The organism is Pseudonocardia sp. DSM 110487 (genome assembly GCF_019468565.1).
Lineage (GTDB): Bacteria > Actinomycetota > Actinomycetes > Mycobacteriales > Pseudonocardiaceae > Pseudonocardia.
The window spans coordinates 1652365-1678541 of record NZ_CP080521.1 but is presented as its reverse complement, the minus strand read 5'-3'; the positions used below and the strand labels follow the sequence as shown (position 1 = coordinate 1678541).

Annotated in this window: 24 protein-coding genes and 1 pseudogene; 9 read left to right on the top strand and 16 right to left on the bottom strand. The window is 72.5% G+C overall.

All coding sequences use genetic code 11. The annotated features are described in order from the left end of the window. The first annotated feature begins 104 nt into the window (after positions 1-104). Positions 105-938 carry an alpha/beta fold hydrolase gene (locus K1T35_RS07590; RefSeq protein WP_220259451.1) on the top strand — a complete coding sequence of 278 codons (834 nt, stop codon included), beginning with the start codon at positions 105-107 and terminating at the stop codon, positions 936-938. 45 nt (positions 939-983) lie between these two features. Here the strand turns inward: K1T35_RS07590 and K1T35_RS07585 are convergent, their stop codons facing one another. The 3 genes from K1T35_RS07585 to K1T35_RS07575 all read right to left on the bottom strand — a co-directional run bounded on the left by K1T35_RS07585 (position 984) and on the right by K1T35_RS07575 (position 5019). Next, complete coding sequence (locus K1T35_RS07585; protein WP_220259450.1) at positions 984-2444, bottom strand: OmpA family protein; 1461 nt, start codon at positions 2442-2444, stop codon at positions 984-986. After that, positions 2441-3874: an FAD-binding oxidoreductase gene (locus K1T35_RS07580; RefSeq protein ID WP_220259449.1), complete on the bottom strand. Its 1434-nt coding sequence runs from the start codon at positions 3872-3874 to the stop codon at positions 2441-2443. The genes K1T35_RS07585 and K1T35_RS07580 overlap by 4 nt, the downstream gene beginning before the upstream one ends. 95 nt (positions 3875-3969) lie before the next feature. Beyond that, positions 3970-5019: a D-2-hydroxyacid dehydrogenase gene (locus K1T35_RS07575; protein ID WP_220259448.1), complete on the bottom strand. Its 1050-nt coding sequence runs from the start codon at positions 5017-5019 to the stop codon at positions 3970-3972. Between the two features lie 100 nt (positions 5020-5119). Between K1T35_RS07575 and K1T35_RS07570 the strand changes: the two genes are divergently transcribed. Next, positions 5120-5965, top strand: coding sequence for a helix-turn-helix transcriptional regulator (locus K1T35_RS07570; RefSeq protein ID WP_220259447.1), 846 nt, complete (start codon positions 5120-5122; stop codon positions 5963-5965). Here K1T35_RS07570 and K1T35_RS07565 read toward each other — a convergent pair whose 3' ends face one another. Beyond that, the gene (locus K1T35_RS07565) at positions 5966-6976 is read right to left on the bottom strand and encodes a hypothetical protein (protein WP_255621681.1); all 1011 of its coding nucleotides are present in this window, start codon (positions 6974-6976) and stop codon (positions 5966-5968) included. A 49-nt stretch (positions 6977-7025) separates the two neighbouring features. Continuing rightward, positions 7026-7904, bottom strand: a complete 879-nt coding sequence (locus K1T35_RS07560) for an alpha/beta fold hydrolase (RefSeq protein WP_220259446.1) — start codon at positions 7902-7904, stop codon at positions 7026-7028. Between the two features lie 54 nt (positions 7905-7958). On the opposite strand from K1T35_RS07560, the gene K1T35_RS07555 reads away from it, so the two are divergent. The 3 genes and pseudogenes from K1T35_RS07555 to K1T35_RS48740 all read left to right on the top strand — a co-directional run. Further along, positions 7959-9887 (top strand): AfsR/SARP family transcriptional regulator, encoded by a 1929-nt coding sequence (locus tag K1T35_RS07555; protein ID WP_220259445.1) that lies wholly within the window; start codon positions 7959-7961, stop codon positions 9885-9887. Positions 9888-10386: 499 nt separating this feature from the next. Then, complete coding sequence (locus K1T35_RS07550; protein WP_220259444.1) at positions 10387-11781, top strand: HNH endonuclease signature motif containing protein; 1395 nt, start codon at positions 10387-10389, stop codon at positions 11779-11781. Positions 11782-12134: 353 nt separating this feature from the next. Then, positions 12135-12366 (top strand): annotated as a pseudogene (locus tag K1T35_RS48740) (helicase C-terminal domain-containing protein); the annotation flags it as partial. On the opposite strand, the gene K1T35_RS07545 reads toward K1T35_RS48740, so the two are convergent. From K1T35_RS07545 to K1T35_RS07535, 3 genes are all read right to left on the bottom strand, one after another. Next, positions 12347-12943 carry a hypothetical protein gene (locus tag K1T35_RS07545; RefSeq protein ID WP_220259443.1) on the bottom strand — a complete coding sequence of 199 codons (597 nt, stop codon included), beginning with the start codon at positions 12941-12943 and terminating at the stop codon, positions 12347-12349. The pseudogene K1T35_RS48740 and the gene K1T35_RS07545 sit on opposite strands and share 20 nt — an antisense overlap. Before the next feature lie 705 nt (positions 12944-13648). After that, entirely contained in the window at positions 13649-14305 is a 657-nt protein-coding gene (locus K1T35_RS07540; protein WP_220259442.1) for a DUF1707 domain-containing protein, read from the bottom strand. A 15-nt stretch (positions 14306-14320) separates the two neighbouring features. Beyond that, the gene (locus tag K1T35_RS07535; protein ID WP_220259441.1) at positions 14321-15532 is read right to left on the bottom strand and encodes an NAD(P)/FAD-dependent oxidoreductase; all 1212 of its coding nucleotides are present in this window, start codon (positions 15530-15532) and stop codon (positions 14321-14323) included. Between the two features lie 81 nt (positions 15533-15613). Here K1T35_RS07535 and K1T35_RS07530 point away from each other — a divergent pair, with 81 nt between their 5' ends. The 3 genes from K1T35_RS07530 (at position 15614) to K1T35_RS07520 (ending at position 17686) form a co-directional block, all read left to right on the top strand. Next, positions 15614-16108 carry a MarR family winged helix-turn-helix transcriptional regulator gene (locus tag K1T35_RS07530; RefSeq protein ID WP_255621680.1) on the top strand — a complete coding sequence of 165 codons (495 nt, stop codon included), beginning with the start codon at positions 15614-15616 and terminating at the stop codon, positions 16106-16108. A gap of 139 nt (positions 16109-16247) precedes the next feature. Next, positions 16248-16853, top strand: coding sequence for a class I SAM-dependent methyltransferase (locus K1T35_RS07525; RefSeq protein WP_255621679.1), 606 nt, complete (start codon positions 16248-16250; stop codon positions 16851-16853). Continuing rightward, positions 16850-17686: an MOSC domain-containing protein gene (locus tag K1T35_RS07520; protein WP_220259439.1), complete on the top strand. Its 837-nt coding sequence runs from the start codon at positions 16850-16852 to the stop codon at positions 17684-17686. The genes K1T35_RS07525 and K1T35_RS07520 overlap by 4 nt, the downstream gene beginning before the upstream one ends. A 400-nt stretch (positions 17687-18086) precedes the next feature. Here the strand turns inward: K1T35_RS07520 and K1T35_RS07515 are convergent, their stop codons facing one another. The 6 genes from K1T35_RS07515 to K1T35_RS07490 form a co-directional block, all read right to left on the bottom strand. Beyond that, positions 18087-18605: a hypothetical protein gene (locus K1T35_RS07515; RefSeq protein ID WP_255621678.1), complete on the bottom strand. Its 519-nt coding sequence runs from the start codon at positions 18603-18605 to the stop codon at positions 18087-18089. A 108-nt stretch (positions 18606-18713) separates the two neighbouring features. Continuing rightward, positions 18714-19148 carry a hypothetical protein gene (locus tag K1T35_RS07510; RefSeq protein ID WP_220259438.1) on the bottom strand — a complete coding sequence of 145 codons (435 nt, stop codon included), beginning with the start codon at positions 19146-19148 and terminating at the stop codon, positions 18714-18716. Positions 19149-19229: 81 nt separating this feature from the next. Next, entirely contained in the window at positions 19230-20435 is a 1206-nt protein-coding gene (locus K1T35_RS07505; protein WP_220259437.1) for a glycoside hydrolase family 10 protein, read from the bottom strand. A gap of 78 nt (positions 20436-20513) precedes the next feature. Further along, the gene (locus tag K1T35_RS07500; RefSeq protein WP_220259436.1) at positions 20514-20894 is read right to left on the bottom strand and encodes a VOC family protein; all 381 of its coding nucleotides are present in this window, start codon (positions 20892-20894) and stop codon (positions 20514-20516) included. Beyond that, complete coding sequence (locus tag K1T35_RS07495) at positions 20891-21658, bottom strand: SRPBCC domain-containing protein (protein WP_220259435.1); 768 nt, start codon at positions 21656-21658, stop codon at positions 20891-20893. Before K1T35_RS07495 ends, K1T35_RS07500 begins: the two co-directional genes overlap by 4 nt. After that, the gene (locus K1T35_RS07490) at positions 21655-22245 is read right to left on the bottom strand and encodes a helix-turn-helix domain-containing protein (protein ID WP_220259434.1); all 591 of its coding nucleotides are present in this window, start codon (positions 22243-22245) and stop codon (positions 21655-21657) included. Before K1T35_RS07490 ends, K1T35_RS07495 begins: the two co-directional genes overlap by 4 nt. A 60-nt stretch (positions 22246-22305) precedes the next feature. On the opposite strand from K1T35_RS07490, the gene K1T35_RS07485 reads away from it, so the two are divergent. Then, entirely contained in the window at positions 22306-22974 is a 669-nt protein-coding gene (locus tag K1T35_RS07485) for a methyltransferase (RefSeq protein WP_220259433.1), read from the top strand. Here the strand turns inward: K1T35_RS07485 and K1T35_RS07480 are convergent. Together K1T35_RS07480 and K1T35_RS07475 are read right to left on the bottom strand one after the other, a co-directional pair. After that, a complete protein-coding gene (locus tag K1T35_RS07480) occupies positions 22958-24238 on the bottom strand; it encodes a lipopolysaccharide biosynthesis protein (protein WP_220259432.1) in 1281 nt (426 codons plus the stop codon). The two genes, K1T35_RS07485 and K1T35_RS07480, sit on opposite strands and share 17 nt — an antisense overlap. Next, the gene (locus tag K1T35_RS07475; RefSeq protein WP_220259431.1) at positions 24231-25898 is read right to left on the bottom strand and encodes a choline dehydrogenase; all 1668 of its coding nucleotides are present in this window, start codon (positions 25896-25898) and stop codon (positions 24231-24233) included. The genes K1T35_RS07480 and K1T35_RS07475 overlap by 8 nt, the downstream gene beginning before the upstream one ends. Between the last annotated feature and the right edge of the window lie 279 nt (positions 25899-26177).

The following is a 26177-nucleotide window of genomic DNA, read 5'->3' as shown; positions in this document are numbered from 1 at the left end:
CTCACGGACGTCTCATCCGTATCTCACGCCCGCGCGTGAAGCGCCGGTGAAACGAGCGCGGTGCAGAGTCACCGCCATGCGGCCACGGTTCGAGGGAGTTTGCGATGACGTATCCGGTCGAGTTCGACATCCCACTGACCCGCGGCACGCTGCACGCGGCGCGGTGGGGTGAGCCCACCGCCCTCCTCACGTTCTGCGTGCACGGGCTGTCGGCCAACCTGCACGCGTTCGACTTCATGGCCGAGCGGCTCGCAGGCCCGGACCGCCAGGTCGTCGCGATCGACCTGCGCGGGCGGGGGCGCAGCGACATCACCCCGGCCGGCACGTACGGGCTCGAAGCGCACGCCGAGGACGTCCTCGAAGCGGCCACCGCCCTCGGGGCCGACCGGTTCGACTACGTCGGCTGGTCGCTCGGCGCGCTGATCGGCATCGCGGCCGCCGGCCTCGCGGCGGAACGGCTGCGGACGCTCACCCTCATCGACCACTGCGGCCGCGAGGAGCCCGCCGCGTGCGCCGCGGTGCGGCAGGGTCTCGACCGCCTCGACGCCGTGGTCGACCGGCCCGAGGACTACGTCGGCCGGATCCGCGACGCCGGCGTGGTGCGGCCGTGGAACGACTACTGGCCCCGGGTCTACGCCTACGAGCTCACGTCGCTCGGGGAGCGGTTCACGCCCCGCACGGACAAGGCGGCCTGCCTCGAGGACCTCGATTCGCCGGACCGCGACCGGGTGCGGGACAGCTGGCCGAAGATCACGATGCCCGCGCTGCTCGTCCGCGCGACGGTGCCGCTGAACGGCGCCGACGTCGTGCCCGTCGCCGACCGGGACGCACTGCGGGCTACGGCCACCGACCTGCGGGTGGTGGAGCTGCCCAGCAACCACTTCGGGGTGATGACCGATCCGGGAACGGTCACGGCGGTCGCCGCACTGCTCGGCTGAAGGGCACTCGTGAGCGGATACGCGCGCTATGGCACGCGTATCCGCTCACGTCTCGACCGGTGTCGGGACGTTCTCGGAGAGCCCGGCGACGTGGACGTCCACCGACGCCGAGTCGACGGCCGGAAGGGCGAACAGCGACCACAGCACGACGGTGGCGCCCGCCGGCACGGTCTCGTTGATGTCGTCGCCGAAGGCCGAGGTCAGGGTGCCGACGTAGTTGAAGTACACCGGCGCGGCGAAGTCGCACGGCTTGTGGCGCCCGCCGGTGGAGTCGACGAGGCTCAGCTCACCCTGCCACTCGTTGTACGAGTCGCTGGCGAAGTCGAGCCTGGCGTCCGCACCACCCGAGTTCCGCAGGGCGACCTGCACCAGCGCGAACCCGGGCACGCGCCGGACCGATCGTGGCTCGGCGGTGAAGCCGGTCAGCGGATCGACGTCCTCCTCGCCGGACGGGTCCGCCTCCGCGGCTGTGGATGCGGCGTCCGTCTCGATCGTGATCTCGACACGCCGGTTCAGCGCCCGCCCGTCCGGGTCGTCGCTACCGTCGGGCTTGGCGTTGGCGGCGATGGGCCTGCTCTCACCGGCACCCGAGGCCCCGTAGGTGTAGGAGTTCCCCAGCCTCGCGGCGAGCGCGTCGCGCACCGCCGCCGCGCGCTGCTCGGAGAGCTGCTGGTTGAACTGGTCGTCGTCCACCGCGTCGGTGTGGCCCTCGACGCGGATCGAGCCGGACCCGGCGCCGCCCAGCTGCTTCCCGAGCTCGTCGAGGGCGCCTGTCGCGGCAGGCGACAGGGTGGCGCTGCCGAACGCGAAGAGCACGTCGCTGGGCAGCTCGACCCGCTTCGTGGCGGCGGCCTTCCCGTCGCCCTCCGATCCCGCGATGCAGCTCAGTGGGCCGACAGACCCGTCGTCCTCGGTTGGAGGGCCGGAGTGCAGGACCGGATCGTCGACGAGGTCGGCGTCGCGTTCGACCGGCACCTCGACGGGGAGGAATCCCGCGATCATCACCATCATCGTCGTCGTCTCCTCCGGAGGAGGCGCGAACATCACGGTGATCGTGGCCGATGTGCCCGGTTCGAGGAACTCGTCGACGTTGGCGCTGATCCGCCCGTCGGCGGTGGGCGGACCCGCGGCGAGCACGGAGTAGCCGGTGCGCCGGGGCAGGTCGGCGAGCATGACCAGTTGCTGGACCAGATCGATCCCCAGCATCGACGGCGATTGCCGTTCCGTCCCGCTGTTGACCATCTCGAACTGCAGCGCAAGCTGGTCCTGGACCCGGGCGAGCCGCACCTTCCGCGCCTCGAACGGCAGCGCAGAGGACTGGGGCCGGGCGGTCACCCCGGCACCCGGCGCCACAGGCGTCTGCCGCGAACCTGACGGCAGGGCGGCGGCCGGCGTCAGCGGCGAGGTGGCCGCCGCGGGCGTCCCGCCCCCGTTGACCTGCACCGTGCACCCCGCGACGAGCGCGGCGGCCACCAGCGCCGCCGCGCCCAGACCCGCTGCCCTCATCGCGGTACCCGGACGTGCGCGCAGTGCCGGAACACGTCCTGCGGGTCCCATGCCGCCTTGACCTGCTGCAGCCGCGCGTAGCGCCCCTCGCCCATGGCCCACCGGACGCGGTCGTCGTCGGCGTCGTCGAGGTTGAGGTAGCTGCCGGTCTCGCCGTGCCGGCGCACGGCGTCACGCAGGTCCGTGACCCAAGCGACGTTCGCCGCGTCGTCGGCGGGAGCCGCCCACAGGCCGACGGGGTGCACGAGCCAGCGGCCGCCGTCGCGGGCCGGAAACGCGGTCGCGTCGTCGGGCAGCGCGCGGACCGCGTCGGGCAGCGGCGAGATGATGATCTGCGAAAGCGGGCTCGGCATCCGCATGGCCGCGTCCTGCAGATCCGACACGAGCGGGCCGCTCAGCTGGTGGACGAACCCGCCCGACCAGCGGTTGCGCAGCCCCTTGGGTGAGCCGGCGTCGAGCAGCGTCTGCAACGCGACGTACGGCATCGGCGCCACGGCGTCGATCAGCGGAGCCAGCTGGTCCTTGAGCGGCCTGATCGCATCGAACCCGGCGTCGAGATCCCCGAACCACGCCGGGATCACCGCAAGCACCGGACGCCCCACCACATCTCCCGGGACGAACGGCGCGGGCGGCGCGGTGAGGAACGCCGCGGCACCGCCGAAGTCGCCCGGGTACGACTCGTGCAGCTCGGCGAGCACCCCCAGCACCTCGGGCGCGGCCGCCACCGCATAGGCGAACATCCCGCCGAGCACCAGCGGCCCGATCGGGTGCAGCCGGAACGTGAACGACGTGACGACCCCGAAGTTGCCTCCGCCGCCCCGCAGCGCCCAGAACAGCTCCGGCTCGCTGTCCTCGCTCGCCGTGACGACCCGTCCGTCGGCCGTGACCAGCTCGACCGCGACCAGGTTGTCCGAGCTCAGCCCGTGCCGCGCCGACAGCCAGCCCTCCCCGCCGCCCAGCGTCAGGCCGGCGACCCCGGTGTGGCTGACCCGGCCGCCGGGCACCGCGAGGCCGTGCGCCTGGCTCGCCGCATCGACGTCGGCCCACGTGGCGCCGCCCTGCACGACCGCGGTCCGCGCGTCCGGATCGATCCGCACGTCGCGCAGCGCCGAGAGATCGATCACGACCTCGCCGCCCATCGCGTGCCCGGCCACCCCGTGCCCGCCGCCGCGGACGGAGGGCGACAGGCCGTGCTCCCGGGCGAACCGGACCGTCAGAACGACGTCCTCCACCCCACCGACCTGCACCACCGCCGCAGGCGTGCGCTCCACGGCCCCGTTGTGCAACGCCGTCGCGTCCCGGTAGCCGGGGTCGTCCGGGGTCAGCACCACTCCGCGGGCCAGTGCGCGCAGCGCGGCCTCCGACTCCGGCGTGAGCCGGCCGGCCGCCGGCTCCGCCGTCACACTGATCGATTCGGTCCGCTGACCCATGGCAACTCCTCCGTCGTGCCTGCTTGCCACGACTTTGGGCGACCGGGGTTGCACCGCCGCCTCATCGGCGTTTCACGGGGCCGGCTCAGCAGAACTCAGTAGAACTCGACGGTGTTCACCACGTTCCGCATCGGGCGGCCGTCCAGGAGGCGGGCGGCGTTGTCGGCGAAGAGCTCCGCGATCCGCTGCCCCTCCGCGGGCGTGAGCGTTGCGTTGTGCGGGCTGATCAGCACGTTGGGCAGGTCCCACAGCGGGCTGGCCGGATCGAGCGGCTCGGTGGCGAACACGTCGAGCGCCGCGAACCCGATCCGACCGTCGCGCAGCGCTTCCACCAGCGCGCCCTCGTCGATCACGGTGCCGCGCCCGACGTTGACGAGCGTGGCGCCGGGCCGGACGGCCGCGAGCACGTCGGCGCTCAGCAACCGCTCGGTGGCGGCCGTGCCGGGCAGCGTGACGACGATGCCGTCCACCCGGCCGACCACAGCGGCGAGCTCGGCGGGGTGCACGAGCTCGGCGACGCCCTCGACCGGATCGCCACGCCTGCTCGTGCCGATCACCCGCGTGCCGAACGCCGCGAGCAACCGTGCCACCTCGCGGCCGATCCCGCCGAGGCCGACGACCAGCACGGTCTGCTCCCGCAGCTGCCCCATCAGCCAGCGGTGCGGCCACTCGTGCCGCGCGGCGTCTGCCTGCAGGCGGGGCAGGTTCTTGGCCCCGGCGAGCAGCCCGAAGAGGGCGTACTCCGCGAGCGGACCCCCGTGGACGCCGGCGGACGTCGTGAACGTGACGCGCTGGAGCTGCTCGGTGGACAGGCCTGCCGCCTTCACCAGCGCGCCGCCGCCCGCCGCCATCGTGTGCACCCAGCGCAGCCGGGGGTTCGTCTCGACGGCCCGCCGCAGCGCCGCCGGGTCCTCGCCCGGCACGCCGTAGAGCGCGTCGGACTCGGCGATGATCTCCACGAACCGCCGGTCCTGGGCGGGTGTGCGGGTGAACGAGGGATCACCGTGGTGGTCGGCCGGGTACCGGACGGGCGGCAGCAACTCCTGGTCGCACACGAGCTCCACCCGCGGTTCGAGCCGCGGGACGAGCGCCGCAAGCTCCTCGCTGAGAGGCGTCACCACGGCGACGCGCAGTCGATCACTCACCGACCCAGCATCTCAAGGCGCGAGGCGGAATGGGTCTCCAGTACGAGCCGGGGACGATCTGTACCAGGCTGGGCGTCCGGTCGCGCGGCATGCTGGACGCATGGACCGCACCGAGCTCGGGGTCGCGCTGCGCACGTGGCGGGAGCGGCTGCGCCCCGCCGACGTCGGGCTGCCGGCGGGGGTGCGCCGGCGCACCCCCGGCCTGCGGCGCGAGGAAGTGGCGGGCCTCGCCGGGATGTCGGTGGACTATCTGACCCGCGTCGAGCAGGGCCGTGGGCCGCGCCCGTCGGAGGCCGTGCTCGGCGGCCTCGCAAGGGCGCTGCGGCTCACCGACGCCGAGCGCGACCACCTGTTCGACCTCGCAGGCGTCGCGCCACCCCCGCCGGGACGCATCCGCAGCACCGTGCGTCCCAGCGTGCAACGGCTGATGGACCGCTTCACCGACCTTCCGGTCACGCTGCTCGACGCCAAGAGCGACCTGCTGGCCTGGAATCCGCTGGCCGCCGCGCTGCTGGGCGACATATCGGCCGTACCGCCCGCACAGCGCAACGTGGCGTGGCAGGCGTTCCTCGGCACCAGCCGGATGGAGGTGAACCCCGGCGACGGCGAACGGCTCGACAGAGCGATCGTGTCCGACCTGCGCCGCACGGCCGCCCGCTACCCCGACGACCCCGGCCTCGCCCGGCTGATCGCCGAGCTGCGCGCGGGGAGCGACCGGTTCGACCACCTCTGGACGCTGCGCGAGCTCGACGAGCGCCACGGCCATACCAAGCGAATCCGCCACCCCGAGCTCGGCGTGCTCGAGCTGGACTGCAACGTCCTGCACGTCCATGGTGACGACCAGGCGCTGGTGGTCTACTCGGCGGCGCCGGGGAGCCGGGAGGCAGAGGCGCTCGCCCTGCTCGGTGTGGTGGGGCTGCAGGAGATCGGGGCACCGAGCGGCTGATCAGCCGGCGGCGACCGCCTCGCCCCACGCGTCGAGCAGGCGGCTCGCGGAGCCGCCGATCGGGCCGACGGCGGCGGCCAGCGCGTCGGGAGCGAGCGGGCGCGCCTGTCCGACCGCCGGCACCGCGGCGCCGGGGTCGTCGATCAGGGCCGAGCAGACGCCGCGCAGGTAGTCCGGGATCTCCAGCGCAGCGTCCACGCAGCCGACGAGCGGGGTGCCGACGGCGGCCACCAGCGGGAAGACCGTGCCGGGGATCCCGATCGCGACATCGGCACCAGCCGACGCCTGCACCGAGCGCACCGGGCTGATCTCGTACCCCGACCACAGCGCCCGGTCCTCCCGCGGGTGGAGCCCGACGACGACGCGCTTGCCGGCGTCGGCGAGCAGGCGCGCCGAGTCGAGCAGCAGCCGCGCGCCGGGAGCGGCGGCGCCGGTCGCGTCGGCGCGCGTGACGCTGGTGAGGATCAGCACGGTGCCGGGCTCCGGCGCTCGCGCCGGCAGGTCGTCGGTCTGGGCGGAGCCGACGATCCGCACGTCACCGGGAAGGCCGAGATTCGCCCGGAACGCCGCCGCCTCCGCGAGTGACGACGCCGTCGCGGCACGCACCCTGGCCCGTACCTCACCCGCCCGTGGCGCCTCTTCGGCCGGCAGGTAGGCCAGTGAGGAGGCGACGACGGGCAGATCGGGCAGCCGCGCGAGGCAGTCGGCAGGCCAGTCGCCCGCGCCGGTGACCACGAGCAGGTCGGCCTCGGGGAACGCGCCCGAGACGGCGACCGGCACCGGCTCGTCCGCGTCGATCTCACTGCGGTCGGGCACCAGCTGGGTGAGCGTCCACCCCCTGCGCCGCGCCTCGGCGAGGAGCGGCTCGACGTGGTAGGTGCCCCACGGCTCGTTGGTGGCGATCAGAACCCGAGGCGCTCGGTCCGGCGGGGCGGCACAGCCGGCCATGGCGACCGCGCTCCCGGCGAGCACGACCTCGAGGAGACGACGACGCGACAGCGGTTCCTCCACGAGCGGCACCGTAAGGAGGCCAGAAGGCGCCCCGGTGAACGCAGGGCGATCAGCGCTTCATCAGGTTCATGACCAGAATGGCGACGTCCTCCGGCGCCTCCTCGGCCATGAAGTGGCCCGCTCGGGTGGTGAAGTGCTCCAGGTCGGCGGCCCACGGCCGCCAGATCGCCGCCGCGTCGAACCCCAGCTGCGCGCCCCAGTCCTGCTGGACGACCATCACCGGCATCGTGAACCGGTTGCCGGCGTCGAGGTCGGCCTGGTCGTGCTCGATGTCGACGGTCGCGGTGGCCCGGTAGTCGGCGACGATCGACACGACCGCGTCCCGGCACGCGCGCAGGTACTCGGCGCGCACGTCGGGCGGGATCGCGTCGGAGCTCGAGGACCAGGCGTCGAGGAAGTGGCCGAAGAACGCGTCGGCGCTTGCCTGGATCATCCGCTCGGGCAGACCGGGTGGCTGGGCCATCAGGTAGAGGTGGAAGGCCACCGCAGCGCCGACCCCGCGGAGGACGTTCCAGGTGTCCAGGGTGGGCACGATGTCGAGGATCCCCAGGTGGCTCACCCGGTCCGGATGATCGAGGCCGGCCCGGAAGGCGACGTGCGCGCCGCGGTCGTGCCCGACGAGCGCGAACCGGTCGAAGCCGAGTGCGTCGGCGAGGCCGACGACGTCCGCGGCCATGGCCCGCTTCGAGTAGATGTCCTCGGTGGCTGCCTCTGGCTTGCTGCTGGCGCCGTACCCGCGCAGATCGGGGCAGACCACGGTGTGGTGCTCGGCGAGGACGGGAGCGACGTGGCGCCACATCAGGTGGGTCTGGGGAAAGCCGTGCAGGAGCACGAGCAGCGGTCCTTCCCCACCGACCGCCGCGTTCAGTTCGATGCCGTCGGCCACGCCGATCGGCCTGGTCTCGAATCCCGGAATGGTGATGCCCATGGCGCGAGCATCCGGGATGCGGGTCAGCAGTGGATCAGCGGCGACAATGGGCCTGTGGAGATCCAGGTGCTCGGACCGGTGGTGGTCCGGGATGCCGGGGGCCGCCCGATCGCGGTCGGCAGCAGGCGCCGCCGTGAGCTCCTCGGACGGCTGGTCGCGGCCGCGGGGCGCCCCGTCCCGCTCGAGGTGCTGGTCGAGGATCTCTGGGAGGACCAGCCGCACACGGCGGCCGGGACCGTCCGCACCTTCGTCGCCGAGCTGCGCCGCGCGCTGGAACCGGAGCGTGCCCCGCGGACGCGGTCGCAGGTCATCGAGACCGTCGGCACCGGATACGCCCTGCGGGTCCCGCGGGAACGAGTGGACTCCCACCGTTTCGAGGACGCCCTCCGGGCCGCACGCGACGGACCCAGCCGAATCGTCGCCGGCGCGCTGAGCGACGCGCTCACGTGGTGGGCGGGCGAACCGTACGCCGATCTCGGCACCTCGCCATGGCTGACGCGGGAGCGCGCCCGCCTTGCGGAGCTGCACCGGCAGGCCGTCGAGCTGCGCGCGCGGGCCGTGCTCGACCTCGGCCGTGGCGCGCCCCTCGTGCCGGAGCTGGAGGCGTTCGCCACCACGCACCCGTGGCGGGAGCAGGCGTGGGTCCTGCTCTCCCACGCCCTCTACCAGGCCGACCGCCAGGTCGACGCGTTGGCATCGCTGCGCGACGCGCGGGCCCGGCTGCTGGATCGGTACGGGCTGGAGTCGGTGGACACCCTCGACCACCTCGAACGCGACATCCTGCGGCACGCCCCGCACCTGAGGCCATCACCACGGGACGAGGACCGGCTGCGGCTGCTCACCCGGACGGAGGCGACGGGGACCTACACCCGGCTGCGCTCGATGAGCACCGTGGCCGGCGCCGCCGCGATCACCGGCGGCGCCAACCTGGTACTCGCCCAGGAGCAACGCGCCGCCGCGGTCGCGGAGGCGGAACGAACCGGTAACCCTGACCTCACCGCCCGCGTGATCGCGGCCTACGACGTCCCCACCGTCTGGACGCGGGCCGACGATCCCGCGCGGTCCGAGGCCCTCGTCGCGACGACGAGGCGCACGCTCGACAGGCTCGGCAGGGAAGCCCCTCCCGCGCTCCGGGCCCGGCTGCTCGCCACCATCGGGCTGGAGCACCGCGGAACCCGGGACCGCTGGGCGGCCGAGGCTGCGGCCGAGGCCGAACGGCTGGCCCGTGAACTGCACGACCCCAACCTGCTGGTGCTGGCTCTCAACGCCCAGTTCGTGCAGTCCTTCCAGCGGCCCGGCCGCACCGGCGATCGCGACGCCATCGCCCGCGAGCTCGTGGAGCTCTCCGCGCGACACGACCTCCCGACGTTCGAGATCCTCGGCCACCTCATCGGGATCCAGGTCTGCGCCGCTCGCGGCGACACCGAGCCCGCCGCCCGCCACGTCGCCGCGGCCGAGCGGCTCGCCACCATCCACGAAACCCCGCTCGTCCACGTCCTCACGGCGGCCTTCCGGGCGATGCAGCTGGCGGAACGGTCGCACGAACCCGCCGAGGTCGCTCGGGCGTACCACGCCGTGGCCGGCGACCTCGCCGGGGCCGGCATAACCGGGGTCGAGGCGGGCATCGTCCCGCTCGCGCTCCTCTCACTCCGGATCCGCCACCGGCGTCCCGCGCCGGGGGACCCCGGCCTCGACTGGGGCCCCTACCGGCCCTGGGTCCAGCCCCTCCTCGACCTCGCCCACGGGAACGTCGCGGCGGCCCGGCGAGCAGCCGCCACCCTGCCCATGCCCGCCGCCGACCACCTGTACGACGCCCTCTGGGCGGTCACCGCGCACACCGCCGTCCTACTCGGAGACGAGTCACTCGGCGCGCAAGCGCGCGATGCCCTCTCCCCTCTGCGCGGTGAGATCGCGGGCGGAACCACCGCCATGCTCACCTTCGGCCCGGTCGACGACATCCTGGCCCGGCTGGAGCCCTACTAGAGGTTGAATTCCTGGGTGCTCAGGTGGTTCCGGTGCGTTGGTCTGGCGTGCGGCGGTTGATCAGGCGGCGGCCGATCCGGGCGCCCGGCATGATGTGGCGTGTTCGGGCCGCTTGGATGGTGCGTTCCGCGGAACGTATCTCCCGTGGGCGAGCCCGGTCGCCTCGGGCGCAGTTGCGATCGACATCTGCGGGGTTTCGGTAGCTGTCACCCCGTTTCCGTTTGCCTCCCGCGTGTGGCGGGTGGCTGGGCTGGGATCACACCGAATAGTGGGGCTGCTTTGGCGACCGTCCCCGACTTGAGGGCACGCCCGTTATCGACAAGACCGTCGCCGGCAGGTGCCTACGCAACTATCCTGTGGTCCCGACCCATCTCCCGCAGGTTCCCGCGAAGTAGTTGCCTGCCTTCCCGCCGCGTTCCGCGGAACGCGCCCGGAATTGTCAGACCCGACTGCCATCCTTGGGATCGAACATCGGTCTCGCCCCTTTCGGAGGTTTGTCGTGTCCGTCATTCCGCTGCCCACTCCGCTGCAGACCATGCCCCTCCATGACCTGGAATCCGAACTGTTGGGTTTGGCCGGGCACATCGCCGCCGCGGAAGCCCGGTTCCTCCAACTGTTGGCCGAGTTCGACGAACGCAACGGGTGGGCCGGGGATGGGATCCGGTCGTGTGCACACTGGCTGTCCTGGCGGGCCGGGATGAGCCTGCGCACCGCCACCGAGCGCCTACGGGTGGCGCAGGCGCTGCGCAACCTGCCGCAGATCGGTGCGGCGTTCGCCGCCGGGCAGATCTCCTACTCCAAGGTGCGGGCCATCACCCGCATCACCGGCTCCGACACGGCGACCCTGACCCGGCTGGCCGCGGAGATCGCCGCCGGCACCTCCGAGCTGCGCCACACCACGGTGGCCGACCCGGAGACGGCGGAGCGGGTGCTGCTGAACGTGGCCTTGCACGGCACCGCCGGCCACGTGGAGACCGTGGTGCGGGCGGTGCGGCGCCGCCACACCCCACCCGACAACCTGACCGCCCGCCGCTCGGTGTCCTGGCGGTGGGACGAGGACGGATCCCTCATTCTGCGGGCGCGGTTCACCCCCGACGAGGGTGCCGTGCTGGTCGCGGCGATCGAGGCGCTGGTGCCGCCCGGCTTGCCGGTCACGCCCCCGGTGGCGCCGTCGCCGGAGGACCTGGAGCAGCGGGCCCTAGAGCAGGAACCGGGGCCGGCGGTGGATCGGGTGGCCGCCCGCCGGGCGGATGCCCTGCTCACCCTGATCAAGGGGGATGGCGACGAGGTGGTGGAGCGCGGCACCGCGCAGGTGATCGTGCACCTCGACGCCTCCACCGGTACGGCCCGCCTCGAAGGTGGCCCAGAGGTGCCCACCTCGACGGCGGAGCGGCTGGCCTGTGATGCCCGGGTCCAGGTCCTGCTCAACGACCGCACCAAGAATCGGATGTATCTGGGCCGCAACCGCCGCCTTGCCACCCCGGCCCAGATCGCCGCGCTGACGGTGCGGGACGGGGAGGGCTGCCAGCTTCCCGGCTGCACGCACACCCGGCACCTGCACGCCCACCACCTGATCCCCTGGTGGTTCGGGGGCCGCACGGATGTCGACAACCTGATCCTCGTCTGCTCGTTTCACCATCGCCTCGTGCACGACCACGGGTACCGGATCCGGCGGCTTTCGGGCAGGTGGGAATTCCTCCGGCCCGACGGCACCCCGATCCCCGAAGTCGCGGTCGCGTTGACCGGGAACACCGAGAGTCTGGTCGAGATGCACACGCGGGCCCGGCTGCGCATCGACCACACCACCCTCACCCCGGACTGGGATGGTGAGCGGCTGGACCCGGACCCGATCCTGGACGCCCTGCTGCTCCGCCGAGTCACCACGGCCGCGTAAGCGTTCCGCGGAACGCGCCGGATGGTTCCAATAGACACGCCGGGAAGGACGGGACAACAGAATAGTCGAGTAGACACCGACAGGTACGGTCCTGTCGGCACACCATTCGGTCCAAGGGCCCGGCAAAGTCGCGGCGAACGGCGTGTCGGAGCGGTGACACGCCGGTGATGATGTAGGCCGGACACGGCCGCCTCGGTGATCACCGCGGGTTCCTACGCCTGCTTGACCAGGCCCGCGGACGCAGGCACGTCCGGACCGAGACCCGCACCCTGCAGCTATGCGCGATCACCGGACCGGGCGACGCGGGTATCAGGTTTCCGCACGCCCGCCTGGCCCCGGCGGCGCACTGCGCATCCAGGGGAGGCAACAGCTTCCTGACGGTCGCGGCGACCCACGCGGCGCTGCTGCTGGCCCAGGGCGCCGGGCGGTTGCTGCGGTCGATGTCGGCCAAGGGGCGCGTGGCCGTCCTGGATCCGAGGCCGACCACGGCCGCTACGGCGGCTTCCTGCGCGCCTCACTCCCCCGATCTGGACGACCTACGACCCCGAGGTGGTCAGGGCCGCGCTCAAGCGCCTGGACGCGGCTCAGACCCCTCGATCCGTTCGACGAGCTCGTCGCGGTACTCCCGCACCGCCTGAAACTCCGGTTCGTCGCCGGTCGCCCGCTTCAACGCGCCTTCCAGGATCTTCAGCCCCTGGCGTTCGTCGCCGCGCGCATCCGCCTGCCTCGCGGCGTTCTCCATGGCTTTGGCGAGCTTGGTCTGCGCCTCGGGTTCCTTGGCAGCCTTGTGGATCCGGATCCAGTTGCCGCCCGGATCGACGACGGTGAACCCGGTGTACCGGTCGTTGCGCAGCCGCGGCCGGGTCATGCGCGGGATACCGGAGACGAGCAGTTTTCCGTGCACGGACCGCATCCCCGCCGCGAAGGCCTCGAACAGCTCGCTGGTGTCCGCCACGATGACCAGGCACGTGCTGTACGACTGCGCCGGGTCATAGTCGTCCATCCCGAAGAAGTGCAGATTGATGTCTTCCCGCCGCACCGCGATGCCCGGGTTCGGCCGCGTCTGCCGATAGGTGATCTCGAAGCCGAGCATCTCGTAGAACGACGCGATCTCGTCGATGGATGGACAGGGCAGGAGCGGAATGGTCAGTTCGTTCGCCACCGCCCGAACCTAAGCCCAGACCTGCCGAAACGACACCGAGCAATTGCTCATGCGAACAGCACGACAGCCCCCAGGGCCCGGCAAAGTCGCGCCGAACGGCGTGTCGGAGCAGTGACACGCCGATGATGACGTAGGGCGGACACGCCCGCCTCGGTGATCACCCCGGGTTCCTAAGCCTGCTTGATCACCGGGAGTTGGCGTGTCCGCGTGCCCACCTTCCCCGTCAAGGGCAACCGACCCACGCTGCACGCCCAGCTCGCCGACCTGCCCTGGAAGACGATCCCTGTCCTCGACCAGGCCCGCGGACGCGGAGATCCACACCGGCACCGGCCCCGCTGCGATGGCCACGCTGCGCAACTTCGCCATCAGCCGCCACCGCCTGGCCGGCATCAGCAACATCGCCGCAGCTTGCCGCGACACCGGCCGCCACCCACTGCGAGCCATCGAACTGCTCACATAGCTGCAACATCAACTATGCCGGGGCCCTGCCATCCGGTCGTTATCGCAACCCGACCATCCACCCGTGGCGCGGAATCGACGCGAACCGGGTGGGACAGACCGCGAGACCTGGGGATGTCTCGGCTCAGACCGGCCCGAGCCGGGACGACGCGCCCACGCAATCCCTGCCCCCTGGAGATCGCCTCGAGCGTTCCGCGGAACGCACTACCCGGGATCCAGCCCGATGTCGACCGCTCAGCAGGGCCGCTAGTCGTCGTCATCGTCGTCGTCGGGCTCCGGCTCACCCGGCCGCAGGATGTCGACGCTGCCGAACGCACCGGTGGCGTCCACCACCACTTCGGGCCCGGTGCCGGTGCAGGCCAGCGCGCAGTCGGTCCCGCCGAAGACCACCGTGCCCGTGGGGCGGGCGCGCATACCCTCGGGGACGACCACGTCGACCCTGCCGAAGAGCATGCCCACCTCGACACGGTCCTGGCCGGGCACGACGGTGACCTGCCGATTGCCGAAGACGGCCGCGCCGTCGGCTGACGTGACGACGTTCGAACCGACGAAGATCAGCGCCCCGATGGCTGCCACGCCGACCAGCGCCCCGCCGAGCCGCTGCCCGAGGCTCTTGGACGACGTGCTCTCGGGTACCGCGACGGTCGGCATCAGCCGCCGCACGCTGCGCGGTAGCGCGGCCTGCGCGGCCTCGGCCTCCTCAGGGCTGGGCCGGTACGGGGGCAGGTCGCGGACCAGCTCGTCCAGTTCGCTCTGGGTGCGGGCAGCCCAGCACTGTGCGGCTCGCTCGTCGTACTCGATGAGGGTGAGCACGCCGTCGGCGTGGGCCTGCTGCAGGTGTGCGTCGGTGGCGCGGCGTTCGCGGTCGCCGATGCGCAGTTCGGGGCGGGGCGGTTCGTCCACACACCCATAGTGCCGCTACCCGATGCCTGCGCCGGCGTTGACCGTGACGGGGGCGTCCCAGTCGATGTGGTGCCCGTGCAACCACGTGGCGGCCCGGTCGCCATGACGGCGGAGGAAGATCGGCAGGAGTGCGTCGCGCAGCACTCGCGCCACCGGTCCGGCCGTCTTGACGTTGCTCGACCGGGCCCCGTCCGCCACCACCTGTTCCACCCGGGAGCGCCGCAGCCGCTCGAAGGCGGCGAAGGCGGCGTCGGGGTCCGGCATGTCGCGCAGGCACCGACCGAGCTCGACGGCGTCCTCGATCGCCATCGAGGCGCCCTGCCCGGAGGAAGGAGACGTGGCATGCGCGGCGTCGCCGATCAGCACCATGCGGTCGCGGTGCCACCGGCGCACCGACGGCAGGTCGTAGGTGGCCCGTACCTCCAGCTCCCCCGGCGTGGCGTCGATGATGGCGCGGGCCGGGGTGCGGTCGCCCGCGAACAGCTCGTCGAGCCGGGCGCGCCAGTGCGCCGTGCCGAGCGCGGAGAGCTCGCCCGGCGCGGGCTCGGAGCGGTGGGGCGGATTGGCGAACCACCAGACGGTCCCGTCCGGCGCCACCGCGTAGCCGAAGAAGGCGCGCTTGCCGAACACCATCTCGTAACCGCCGCGCACTCCGTCGACGTCCATCGGCGGGGCGAACCCGCCGATGTTGAGCACCGGCACGTACCGCGCGGAGGCGGCCTCCGGATCGATGACCTGCCGGACCCGGGACCGGATCCCGTCGGCGCCGACGAGCAGGTCGGCGGCGGCTGTGGTGCCGTCGGCGAACTCGGCCCGGACGCCGCCGGGCACCGGCCGCACGTCCACGAGCCTTCGCCCGTGCTCGATCGTGACGCCACGGCGGCGTGCCTCGTCGCCCAGCGCGCGGTAGAGGTCGCTGCGCTTCAGCGTGACGCCCACTGTTCCGTCCGCAAGGGCCGCGCCGGTGCTCACCTCGCCGAGCACCTTCCCGGTGCCGCTGCGGAATCGCATGCTCGGGGTGGCGAAACCGATCGCCTCGATCACGCGGCCGATCCCCAGCGTGCGCAGCGCGTCGATGCCGTTGACCTGCAGCGTCAGGAACGCTCCCCGTTCGTCGGCCGTGCCCTCGCGGGCCTCGTACACCGTGGGCGTGATGCCCGCCCGCTGCAGCGCGATGGCCGCGACCGGACCCGCGATCCCCGCTCCGATCACCAGTGCCGTCCGCATGTCCTACCCTTTCCTCGCCCGGCCGAATATCTCGGAGGGACGAGTATCTTGGGATTTCGAGATAACTGTCAAGGAGGTTCCGTGTCCGCCGACGAGTTGCGGGCCGCCATCCAGCGGTCGACCCTGCGGTTCATCGCCGGTGTGGTGCTGCACAACCACGCCGTGGCGCAACGGGTGGGGCTCGGGGCGAGCGACTCTCAACTGATCTCGCTGCTCAACCTGCACGGCCCGCTGACCCCGGGCCGGCTCGCGGAACTGACCGGCCTCACCACCGGCACGGTGACGGGCGTGATCGACCGCCTGGAGCGGGCCGGGTACGTCCGCCGCGAACGGGACCCGAGCGACCGGCGCAAGGTGCTCGTGACGCCGGTGCCCGAGGCGATGGCCACCCTTGGTGCGCACTACCGCCAGCACGGGGAGCAGCTGGACGCCGTGCTCAGCACCCGCGACGACGCTCAGCTGCGGGTGATCGCCGACTTCCTCGCGGACCTGGCAGGCCCTGGCGCAGGAGCCTTGGTGGCACCGCCGCCGGAAGGCGGGCGCGGGAGGGGCACCACGAGCAGCAGCGGCAGCTGACCCGGCGCCGCTCGGTTGGGGCGACGCACGTGGCCCATCACCCACCCCGTGCGTCTCGGATGCCCGTGCACGAACGACACGCCCATCACCTCCGGAATCGAGTTCACCACGGAGGTCGGACATTCCTAGGATGGCCGGGGTGACCGTGCCCGTACCCGCCGCTCGGTTCGATGCGGTCGCAGACGTCTACGACGACGACCCACACCACCTCGGGATCGCCCGGCAGCTGGTGGCCGGCCTGCGGCCAGTGCCGGAGCCCGAACTGGTCGTCGACGTCGCCACGGGCACGGGGTTCGCCGCCCTCGTCGCGCTCGAGGCGCTCGCCCCACGACGGGTCCTCGCCGTCGACATCTCGCCCCGGATGATCGAGAAGGCCGCGGCGAAGGCGCCCGGCAACGGCCGGGTCGAGTGGCGCGTCGCGCCCGCGGTGCCGCTCGGCCTGCCGGACGGCGCGGCGGACGTGGTGCTCTGCGCGTCGGCGCTGCACCTCATCGGTGCCACCGCCCCGCCCGAGTGGCGCCGGGTGCTGCGGCCCGGCGGCCAGGCCGCGTTCAGCATCCCGGTGGCCGCCGACTTCCACCCCTCCCCCGAGTTCGCGGCATCGCTGCCCGCCGACCTCGCCGTCCCCGCCGACGAGGCGGGCGCCGGGCACATCGCCCGTGCCGCCGGGTTCGGGTCCGTGCGGGTGACGACCACCTCTGGGCCGCGGCGGTCGTTCCTCGTTTTCGCGCGGGTGCCGGCGTGAGCGCGAGAGTGGTCGCGCTGCACACGTACCCGATCAAGGGCTGCGCCGGGATCGCCCTGACCAGCGCGTTCCTCACCCCGGCAGGACTCGCCCACGACCGGACGTTCATGGTCGTCGACGAGCACGGGGTCTTCCGCAGCCAGCGCCGGGATTCCCTGCTCGCGACGATCCGGCCGGAGATCCTCGACGACGGCCGGGAGCTCCGGTTGCAGGCCCCCGGGATCGACGCCCTGCGGGTGGCCGTGGACCTCGACGGCCCCCGGCGTCCCGTCGAGATGTTCGGCAGCCCCTATCGGGCCATCGACCAGGGCGAGCCGGTAGCCGGCTGGCTCACGCGCGTGCTCGGGGAGCCGAGCAGGCTCGTGCGGGTCCCACCGGAACACGACCGCGTCACCGACGGTGAGACGCCAGGAAGGGCCGGGTTCGCCGACAGCGGCGCACTCCTGCTCACGAGCAGCGCGTCATGGGCCGAGCTGGACCGGCGGATCGCCGAGCGCGGCATCAATGGGATACCGATGGACCGGTTCCGACCCAACATCGTCGTGGAGGGGTGGACCGAACCCCACATCGAGGACCAGGTCCGCGAGCTGTCCGTCGGTGACACCGAGCTGGCGTTCGCCAAGCAGGCGATCCGGTGCGCGGTGACACTGGTCAACCAGCGCACCGGTGTGCGGGCGGGTCCGGAGCCGCTGCGGACCCTCGCCGGCTATCGGCGCGTCCCGGGCAAGGGCGTCGCGTTCGGGGCGAAGTTCTCGGTGCTCCGGCCCGGGCTGCTGAGCGTCGGGGACGAGCTCGTCGTGGGGCGGTGGGCGAGGGCGGCGACCATCTCCTGACGGCCGCGGTGGTCGTAGGGGCTTCGGGGGTTGTAGGGCCTTCGGTGGCGCCGCGCAGTGCGCGGGGCAACCACGCCGGCAGGCCAGAGGCCTGCCCGGTAGGGCGCGCGGCGCCACCGAAGGCGGTCCGACGGACATGTTCAAGGCTTCGGCGCGAACCCGGGCGAATTCGACACGGGAACGCCCCGAGACACCGATCATGAAGGCGTCCGCCCTGATGATCGGCGATTCGGTGCGTCCCAGGTCCATGATCAGCGAAGCCGGGACATAACGTTCGAAATACGAGCGTTATGTCCCAGTCCCGCAGATCATGAGCAGGTCGGTGGTGCTGGGGCTGGGAACGGCCGCCGATGAGACCGGATCTGCTGGCGTCGCGTTCCGCGGAACGCACCCGAGAGCGTCATGAGCCCGCCGCCGACCGCCGCACCCGGCCCCACGGCTTGTAGACGGCCAGCACGGTGGCCACCACCAGTGACGTGCCCGAGACGATCGGCGGGAACACCATGTTCGACAGGTCGATGTCCACGGGGACACCGGCCGCGAGCCGACGGCCCGCCTCGGCCGCCTCGGCCATGCCCGGGCCGAGCAGCACGACGACCAGCGACGTCAGCGCGATGTTCAGCACCAGCTTCACCAGCACCCACCAGTGGCGCACGAGCCCGTGGTGGGTGCCCATGCCGAGGACGACACCGGTGACCAGGCTCGTCAGGCCGCTCACGAGGATCGGCCAGAACAGCAGTGGCATCGCCTGGTAGCAGAGCGCGGCGACGGCGGGGTCGGAGGTGAGCGGCGGGGTGAAGACCAGCACGCCGAGCATCACGTCGAGCCCGATCCAGGCCCCGGCCGCCACGATGTGGGCCACCAGCACCCCCTTGCGGGTGCGCGGCCGCATCCGTCCCCTGACCCGCATCGTCGCCATGGACCCATCGTGGCGAGCGAGAACGCCTTCCGCGTCATGGCGGGGGCGGCGGGGGACGTGCGCCCGCCGCGGTAGGGCAGCGGCCGCCACTACCCCGCGTGACGTACCTCAGCGCGACGGGGTGAGCGCCGTGATCCACAGGTTGAGCTGGTCGCGCACCGAGCGCAGCTCCGCGACCCACGGCGCCAGGTCCTCCACCGCCCGCACCGACCGGAACGCTCCCGGCGTGGCCTGCCGCGGGAACGCGAGCCGCACCGCGACGTGCAGCATCTGGAAGTGCAGCAGCACGAGGTCGGACAGCCGCCGTTCGAGGGAGCCGTCGCCCGCGGTGGGCGCGAAGTCCAGCGACCAGTTCCACAGCCGCTGGTACTCGCCCGCGACCCGGGTGCCCTCCCGGGCCACGGACTGCACCGACTCCCCCGGGTCGGTGCAGGCCTGCAGCACGGCTTCTGCCCGCTCCTGCAGGAGGATCGCTTGGTCGGCGATGGCGAGGAGGGCGAGCAGGTCGGCGAGCACGCGTTCGGGACGGTCCTGACTCGCCATCGCCGTGTACCCCCCGTAGTGGCCTGGATCACGAAAAGCCTAGTGGCGATGCCGAGGGTGGACGAGTAGTGCTAGCCGGAATCAGGCATTACCCGTCGGCGGGCAGGAGTAGTGGTCCGCCTTCACCCGTTCCATCGCGGCGGCCGCGTTCGTGGACAGGGAATGCGCGCTGAAGTAGACCTGGCCGCGCACTTCGGCGTGCTCCCGGTCGAGGGTCAGGTGCGCGGCGAGCTCGCCGTCGCCCCATGCCGGGCTGCCGCCCACCTTGTACGCCGCCTGCCCGGTGTACAGCTGGACGCGCGTGCCGGCGACGACCCCGGCCCACCACGGCACGAGTGCCGCGTAGTCGGCGCTCGGGTGCCCGATCTCCCAGTAGATCTGCGGGACGATGTAGTCCACCCAGCCCTGGCGCACCCAGGTCCAGCTGTCGGCGTACGTCGTGTCGTAGGACTGGATGCCGGTGGTCGCCGATCCGCGCGGGTCCGCGGCCTCGTTGCGCCAGATCCCGAACGGGCTGATCCCGAACGCGATGTCCCGGTCCAGTGCGGAGAGCCGCTCGGACACGCCCTTGACCAGCTCGTCGATGTTCTGCCGGCGCCAGTCGGCGACGTCGGTGCCGCCGCCGTACGCCGCGAACGTGCCGGCGTCCGGGATCTGCTCACCCTCGACGGGGTACGGGTAGAAGTAGTCGTCGAAGTGCACGCCGTCGATCGCGTAGCGCTGCGCCACGTCCAGCACGACGTCGGTCACGAACTCCCGGACCGCGGGCTTGCCCGGGTCGTAGTAGAGCTGGCCGCCGTAGGCGAACGCCCAGTCCGGGTGCTGCCTCGCCGGGTGCTCGGGCACGAGCTGCGCCGGGTCGGCCTGCCTGCTCACCCGGAACGGGTTGAACCACGCGTGGAACTTCAGCCCGCGGGCGTGCGCCTCGTCCACGAGGAAGGCCAGCGGGTCGTAGCCGGGGTCCTTCCCCTGCTCGCCGGTGAGCCAGTGCGACCACGGCTCGTACGGCGAGGGCCACAGGGCGTCCGCGGTGGGGCGTACCTGCACGATCACCGTGTTCAGCCCGTGCCGCCGCACGTCGTCGAGCAGCGTGCGGTACTCCCGCTGCTGCTCGGCGGCGGGGAGCCCCGGCTTGCTGGGCCAGTCGATGTTCTGCACGGTGGCGATCCACACCGCGCGGGTCTCCCCACCGGCACAGCTGGCGGGCGGGTCCGTGGGCACGACACCCCACACACCGAGCGCGAGCGCGAGGGCGGCCACCCCCCACTGCACCACCCGAGCACGCATGATCGTCAGTATCGGCCGTCGGTGATCGGGCGCGCCGCATTGGCGGCCCGAAACCGGAGAACTTCGCCCGGGCGTGGGCTACGTGGCGCAGGTCGTTCCCCGCTGGATGAGCGCGAGCACGGCGCCCTCGGGGTCGCGGATCACCGCGTAGCCGCCCTCGCCCTCACCCTTGGGCCCCGCCACCACCTCGCCGCCGTGCTCCCGCGCCGCGGCGAGGCACGCGTCGAGGTCGTCGACGGCGATGTAGGCCAGCCACTGTGGCGGCAGGTCGGCGTTCTCGCCGCGCGCGTGGCAGATCCCGGTCGCGGGGGTGCCGTCGGGCGCGAGCATCAGCCAGTCCCCTCCGAGCGGTTCGGGCTTCCAGCCGACCACTGCGGAGTAGAAGTCCCGCATGCCGGGCGCGTCGGGCACGGTCAGGTCCAGGTGCACGAACGTGCCGGGCTTCCAGTTCTCACTCATGACTTCCCCTCTTCGGTGATCTTCTCGAGCCATCGCTGCCAGTCGGCGGTGAGCGCGGCGGAATCGACGGGGCGGCCGTAGACGTAGTGGTAGGCGCTCAGGCCGCAGCCGTCCTCGCCCTCGACGCCGATGCGGTGCAGCCCGTGCTCCGACCGAACGCCGAGGAACTCCTCGTCCGCGACGTCGACCACGCCGGTGATCGGCGCTGGACCGTCGGGCGTCAGCGTGATCGCTTGCCCGACGGCCGGGTGCCCGGTCAGGCCGAGCGCGCGGTGCACCACGGGCCAGATGTCACGCGCACTCCCCGCGGTGTAGCTCATGGCCACCGCGTTCCGGACCGGTAGCCCCGCGAAATGCCGCAGGTAGCCGCGGAGGTTGACGAAGAACAGCGACCAGCCCGCGTCGAAGCTGTCGTACTCGTCGTCCCAGTCCGCGCCGTCGAGGAACCCGCTCTGCACGAACCGCAGCACCGTGCCACCGCCGTCGCGGCCCTCGACGAGGAACTCGTAGGCGTAGTTCGGGCGTCCGTCCTCGGGCTCTGCGAAGGCGCCGTACGCGAACCGGCGCCCCGGCTCCCACGCGCTGACCCGGCCCCGCGTGGTGAATCCGCCGCCGTAGTCCTGCTCGACGGTGCCTCCCGGGCGGGGCTCCACCTCGTGCGGGACGAACCAGGTGGCGATCCCGGGCCCCGTCGCGATGGCCTGCCACACCTCGTCGGGGGTCGCATCCAGCTCGACGTGCTTCTCCAGCCGCCGCTCCGTCATGACCGGTTCGCCTTCAGCTCGGGGTGGATCGCCACCACCACCCGGTGCCGGCGCCCGGAAGGGGCGCTCTCGTCGTGGTACTTGCCGACCAGCGCCGTGACGGCGTGCGCGAGCTCGTCGGCGAAGGCCGCCCGGTCGGCAGCGGAGGCGAACCGCACCTCGGCGTCGATCGCGAACGTCGCCAGCCGCTTCCCGGCCTTGGTCGCACCCGCGAGCAGCTCGCCGACCTCCCGCACGGTCCGCGCGGCCACGGCGATGAGCCAGCGGGCGGAGAGCCGGTCCGGCGCCCGTCCGGGATCCGGAGCGACGGCGCCGAGCGCCGCGGGCGAAATCACGTAGCTCGCGGCGGTGGCCTGCAGGACCCGCTCGGTCATGTTGCCCTTGCGCCGCTCTGCGACCAGCTCGATCAGGCCGTGCTGTTCCAGCGTGCGCAGGTGGTAGTTGACCTTCTGCCGGGCCAGCCCGACCGTGCCCGCGAGGCTGCTCGCTGAGCCCGGCTCGGCCAGCAGTGCGAGCAGCCGGGAGCGGATCGGGTCGAGCGAGACGCCCGCGGCCGCCGGGTCGTCGATGACGGTGAGTTCCTGCACGCTCCGACCGTCTCACCGACAAGAAAAGTTGTCAAGGATACTGGCGTGATGGATCAGTCGATGCCGACCCCCGCGGAGCTCGCCCGGCGACCGGAACCCGCCGACCCGCGGCTCGACCTACTGGCGGGCACCATCGACCTGCACCACGGGCGGATCCGGTTCGTGCACCCGCGCGAGCCCGCTGCACTGCTCTACGAGGACGACGTCGCCGCCGACCAGGCCTACCCGCCGTACTGGGCGGAGCTGTGGCCAAGCGGGATCGAGCTGGCCCACGCCGTGTCGGCGCGCGACTGGACCGGAACCCGCGCCGTGGAGCTGGGCTGCGGGCTGGGCCTGCCCGCCGTGGCCGCTGCGCTCGCGGGGGCGCGGGTGCTCGCCACCGACCGCTCCGCCGACGCGCTCGCGTTCGCCGCGGTGAACGCCGAGCAGAACGGGGCGAGCATCGAGACCGCCCGGTGCGCGTGGGATGACCCCGACGACCTCGTCGCACGGGGCCCGTTCCAGCTCGTGCTCGCCTCCGACGTCCTGTACGGCCAGCGCAACGTGGACGAGATGCACGCCCTCCTCCCCCGGCTCGTGGCCGACGGCGGGCAGGTGTGGATCAGCGACCCGGAGCGCCCGCTGACCGCCGAGTTCCTCGCGGCCGCCCGCCCGCACTGGGCATCGGTACAGACCTCCCCGACCCGGTTACCGAAGGTCTGGCTCCACCGGCTCACGCGCGGCGGCTGATCCAATGACGGATCAGGATGGCGACGGCCACCACCGACTGCCCCACCAGCAGCGCGACGCCCACCCCGGCGAGCCCCAGCGTCGGCATGAGCACCAGCGCAGGCGGGATGACCAGCACTGCGACCGCCGCCGGCACGCCGACCAGCACAGCCCGCTGCTGCTGCACGCGGGCGCCGAAGAGCGCGGCGGTGACGATGACGTTCGGCACGGCCGAGAGCGAGGCGAGCGCGAGCAGCGTGGTACCGGTGGCGGCGTAGTGCTCACCGAAGATCGAGAGGATCAGCCCTGCGCCGGGGACGATGACGAGAGCCGCGGGCAGGATCAGGGCGAGCGACCTGGTCACCGTGCCGCGGCGGGCGGCCTCCAGCGCCGCGGGATCGGCCGCCACGTGCGCCACGAGCGACTGCCCCATCCCGTGCGACACGAGGTAGAGCCCATACGCGATCGCCCACGCCACGCCGAACGTCGCGGCCTGCTCGGCACCGAGCGTCACGAGGACGAGCAGCGGCAGGCCGAACTCGACGGCATTGGTGAACAGCCCGCCGGTCCAGTCGGCCGACACGAACCGGGCGACGTCGCGGGGCCGCACCGGTGAGGTGGCGGGAGGCTCGTCGCGCGCGGGCAGCACCCTCAGCAGGTACGCCGTGATGGCGAGCACGATCAGCGCGGTGGCCACGATCCACGACACGGCGATCGCCCCGCCGAACGCGACCAGCGCCCCCACCCCGAGCAGCGCGATCTTCAGCAGGGAGAAGACCAGGTTCTCCAACGGCACGATCGTGGCCCGCTTGACCGCGGTCAGGACGTAGTCCTGGATGACGAACACGGTCCAGATCGGCGTGGACAGCACGAAGAACGCGGCCAGCGGGCCCGCGCCGACCGCCTGCTGCAGCTCGGGCGCCCACCATCCGGCCCCGAGCGCGAAGACCCCGCCTGCCACGGCGGCGGCCACCGCCCCCACCGCGTAGCAGGTGAACACCAGGCGCCGGGCCGAGCGCTCGGCAACCGGTGCGAACCGCAGCAGCGCGTTGCCCAGGTTGAGCTGTGCGGCCACGCCGATCAGCGTCATCGTCGAGATCAGCGTGTTGCTGACGCCGACGACGTCCGGCGGGAACAGCCGCGCGGCCACCACCCAGTACAGCAGCCCGATGACGGAGGTGAGCCCCGAGCTGAGCACGAGCGCGAGCCCGTCGCGGTGCTGCGGGGCGCGCCACCCCGCGAGCACCGCTCGCAGCCGCGATGTACCCGCGGGAGCGTCAGGCATTGCCCGCGGGGTCACCCGCCTGCGAGGGCACGGCCGGGTACTCCGGTGCCAGCGGGGTGTTCCCGAGGACGATGTCGGCCGCCTTCTCCGCGAGCATCAGCGTGGGCGCGTAGGTGTTGGCGTTGGTGATCGACGGGAACGCGGCGGCGTCGATCACGCGCAGGCCCTCGACGCCGCGCACCCGCATCGCCTGGTCGAGCACCGCATCGTCGTCGGCGCCCATCCGCGCGCTGCACGACAGGTGCAGACCGCTCTGCCCGGTGCGAGCCACCCACTCCATGACCTCGTCGTCGGTGCCGACGTCGGCGCCCGGCAGCCACTCGCCGCCGTCGAGGTGCTGCATCGCCTGCTGGGTGAGCAGCTCGCGGCCCAACCGCACGGCGGAGATCCAGCGCGTGCGGTCCTCGGGCCCGGAGAGGAAGTTGAGCTGCACCGACGGGTGGGTGCCGGGATCGGCGGACGTGATCTGGACGGACCCCCGTGCCCCGGAGCGCATCACTTCGACGTGCATCTGGTAGCCGTGCTGGTCGACCGGCATCGACCGCTCCTCGCTCGCCATGGCGAGCGGGGCGAGCACGAAGAACAGGTCGGGGTAGCCCTGCTCCGGCGAGCTGCGGACGAACCCGCCGACCCGCATCGGGTTCCAGGCGCCGGGCCCGCGGCCGAACAGCAGCGCCTCGGCGACGATCTTCGGCCACTTCGACTTGCGACGGACCGCCGCCATCGACACCGGCTGCAGGCAGGTGTGCTGGATGTGCACGGCGAAGTGGTCCTGCAGTGACTGGCCGACCCCCGGCAGGTGCTGCACCACGGGCACGCCGAGCGCCTCGAGGTGCGCCTTGTCGCCGATCCCGGACAGCTGCAGGATCTGCGGCGAGCCGACCGCGCCCGCGGACAGCACCACCTCGCCCGCCCGCACGACCGTCTCGGCGTCGCCGTGGCGGAACCGCACGCCGACCGCGCGGCCGCCCTCGATATCGACCTTCGTGACCATCACGCGGGTCCGGACGTCGAGGTTGGAACGCCCACGCACCGGCCACAGGTAGGCCCGGGAAGCCGACTCACGCCGCCCGCCGCGAACACCTTGGTCGAGCGGCGCGAAGCCCTCCTGCTCCGAACCGTTGGTGTCGTTCAGGACCTTGTAGCCGGCCTGCCCGACCGCACCGAAGAACGCCTCGAAGATAGGGCCGTCGGTCGGGCTCGGCGCGATGGTGTGCGGGCCGCTGCGCCCGCGGAACGCGTCCTCGGCCTCCCCGACCCGGCGCTCCAGCCTCCGGAAGTAGGGCAGGCAGTGCGCGTAGTCCCACTCGTCGGTGCCGGTCTCCTGACCCCACCGGTCGTAGTCCGCCCGGTTGCCCCGGGTGTAGAGCATCCCGTTGATGCTGGTGGAGCCACCGAGCACCTTGCCACGCGGGTGCTCGACCCGCCTGCCCGAAAGATTCGGCTCCGGTTCGCCGACGTAGCGCCAGTCGTGGGCGGGGCTGCCGACCGGCATGCCCATCGCGAGGGGCAGGTGAACGGCGAGGTCCCACCAGTAGTCGGGGCGGCCGGCTTCGAGGAGCAGGACCTTGGTGTTCGGGTCCGCGCTCAGCCGGTTGGCGAGCACGCACCCAGCCGCACCACCGCCCACGATCACGAAGTCGTACGTCTGCTCGGACATGGCGGGCCTTCACACCTCGGTTCGCGGTCTGACACCGGTTGACGGCCGCAAGGCTAGCTCTGGAGCCTGAAAGAAAACTGTGGGTGACGGTTGACGGAACGGAGGCTGACACCGTCGTGTCAGCCGACGTCCCTGTGACTGGCGCCACATCAACGCTCTGTCCCCGCGGGGCGAACCTGGTCGTCCCCCTCACGACAACCGATCGGCGCAAGGAGAACTGATGCGGTACGCACTGCTGATCAACGAACGACCCGGCGCGAACGACCCGCTCGACGAGCA

Excerpts from the sequence above, each read along its gene's own strand:
- K1T35_RS07510 (WP_220259438.1), bottom strand. The coding sequence starts at position 19,148 with ATGGCGAGTCAGGACCGTCCCGAACGCGTGCTCGCCGACCTGCTCGCC.
- K1T35_RS07580 (WP_220259449.1), bottom strand. The coding sequence starts at position 3,874 with ATGGGTCAGCGGACCGAATCGATCAGTGTGACGGCGGAGCCGGCGGCC.
- K1T35_RS07475 (WP_220259431.1), bottom strand. The coding sequence starts at position 25,898 with ATGTCCGAGCAGACGTACGACTTCGTGATCGTGGGCGGTGGTGCGGCT.
- K1T35_RS07535 (WP_220259441.1), bottom strand. The coding sequence starts at position 15,532 with ATGCGGACGGCACTGGTGATCGGAGCGGGGATCGCGGGTCCGGTCGCG.
- K1T35_RS07590 (WP_220259451.1), top strand. The coding sequence starts at position 105 with ATGACGTATCCGGTCGAGTTCGACATCCCACTGACCCGCGGCACGCTG.
- K1T35_RS07495 (WP_220259435.1), bottom strand. The coding sequence starts at position 21,658 with ATGACGGAGCGGCGGCTGGAGAAGCACGTCGAGCTGGATGCGACCCCC.
- K1T35_RS07505 (WP_220259437.1), bottom strand. The coding sequence starts at position 20,435 with ATGCGTGCTCGGGTGGTGCAGTGGGGGGTGGCCGCCCTCGCGCTCGCG.
- K1T35_RS07485 (WP_220259433.1), top strand. The coding sequence starts at position 22,306 with ATGCCGACCCCCGCGGAGCTCGCCCGGCGACCGGAACCCGCCGACCCG.
- K1T35_RS07515 (WP_255621678.1), bottom strand. The coding sequence starts at position 18,605 with ATGGCGACGATGCGGGTCAGGGGACGGATGCGGCCGCGCACCCGCAAG.
- K1T35_RS07480 (WP_220259432.1), bottom strand. The coding sequence starts at position 24,238 with ATGCCTGACGCTCCCGCGGGTACATCGCGGCTGCGAGCGGTGCTCGCG.
- K1T35_RS07570 (WP_220259447.1), top strand. The coding sequence starts at position 5,120 with ATGGACCGCACCGAGCTCGGGGTCGCGCTGCGCACGTGGCGGGAGCGG.
- K1T35_RS07585 (WP_220259450.1), bottom strand. The coding sequence starts at position 2,444 with ATGAGGGCAGCGGGTCTGGGCGCGGCGGCGCTGGTGGCCGCCGCGCTC.
- K1T35_RS07500 (WP_220259436.1), bottom strand. The coding sequence starts at position 20,894 with ATGAGTGAGAACTGGAAGCCCGGCACGTTCGTGCACCTGGACCTGACC.
- K1T35_RS07560 (WP_220259446.1), bottom strand. The coding sequence starts at position 7,904 with ATGGGCATCACCATTCCGGGATTCGAGACCAGGCCGATCGGCGTGGCC.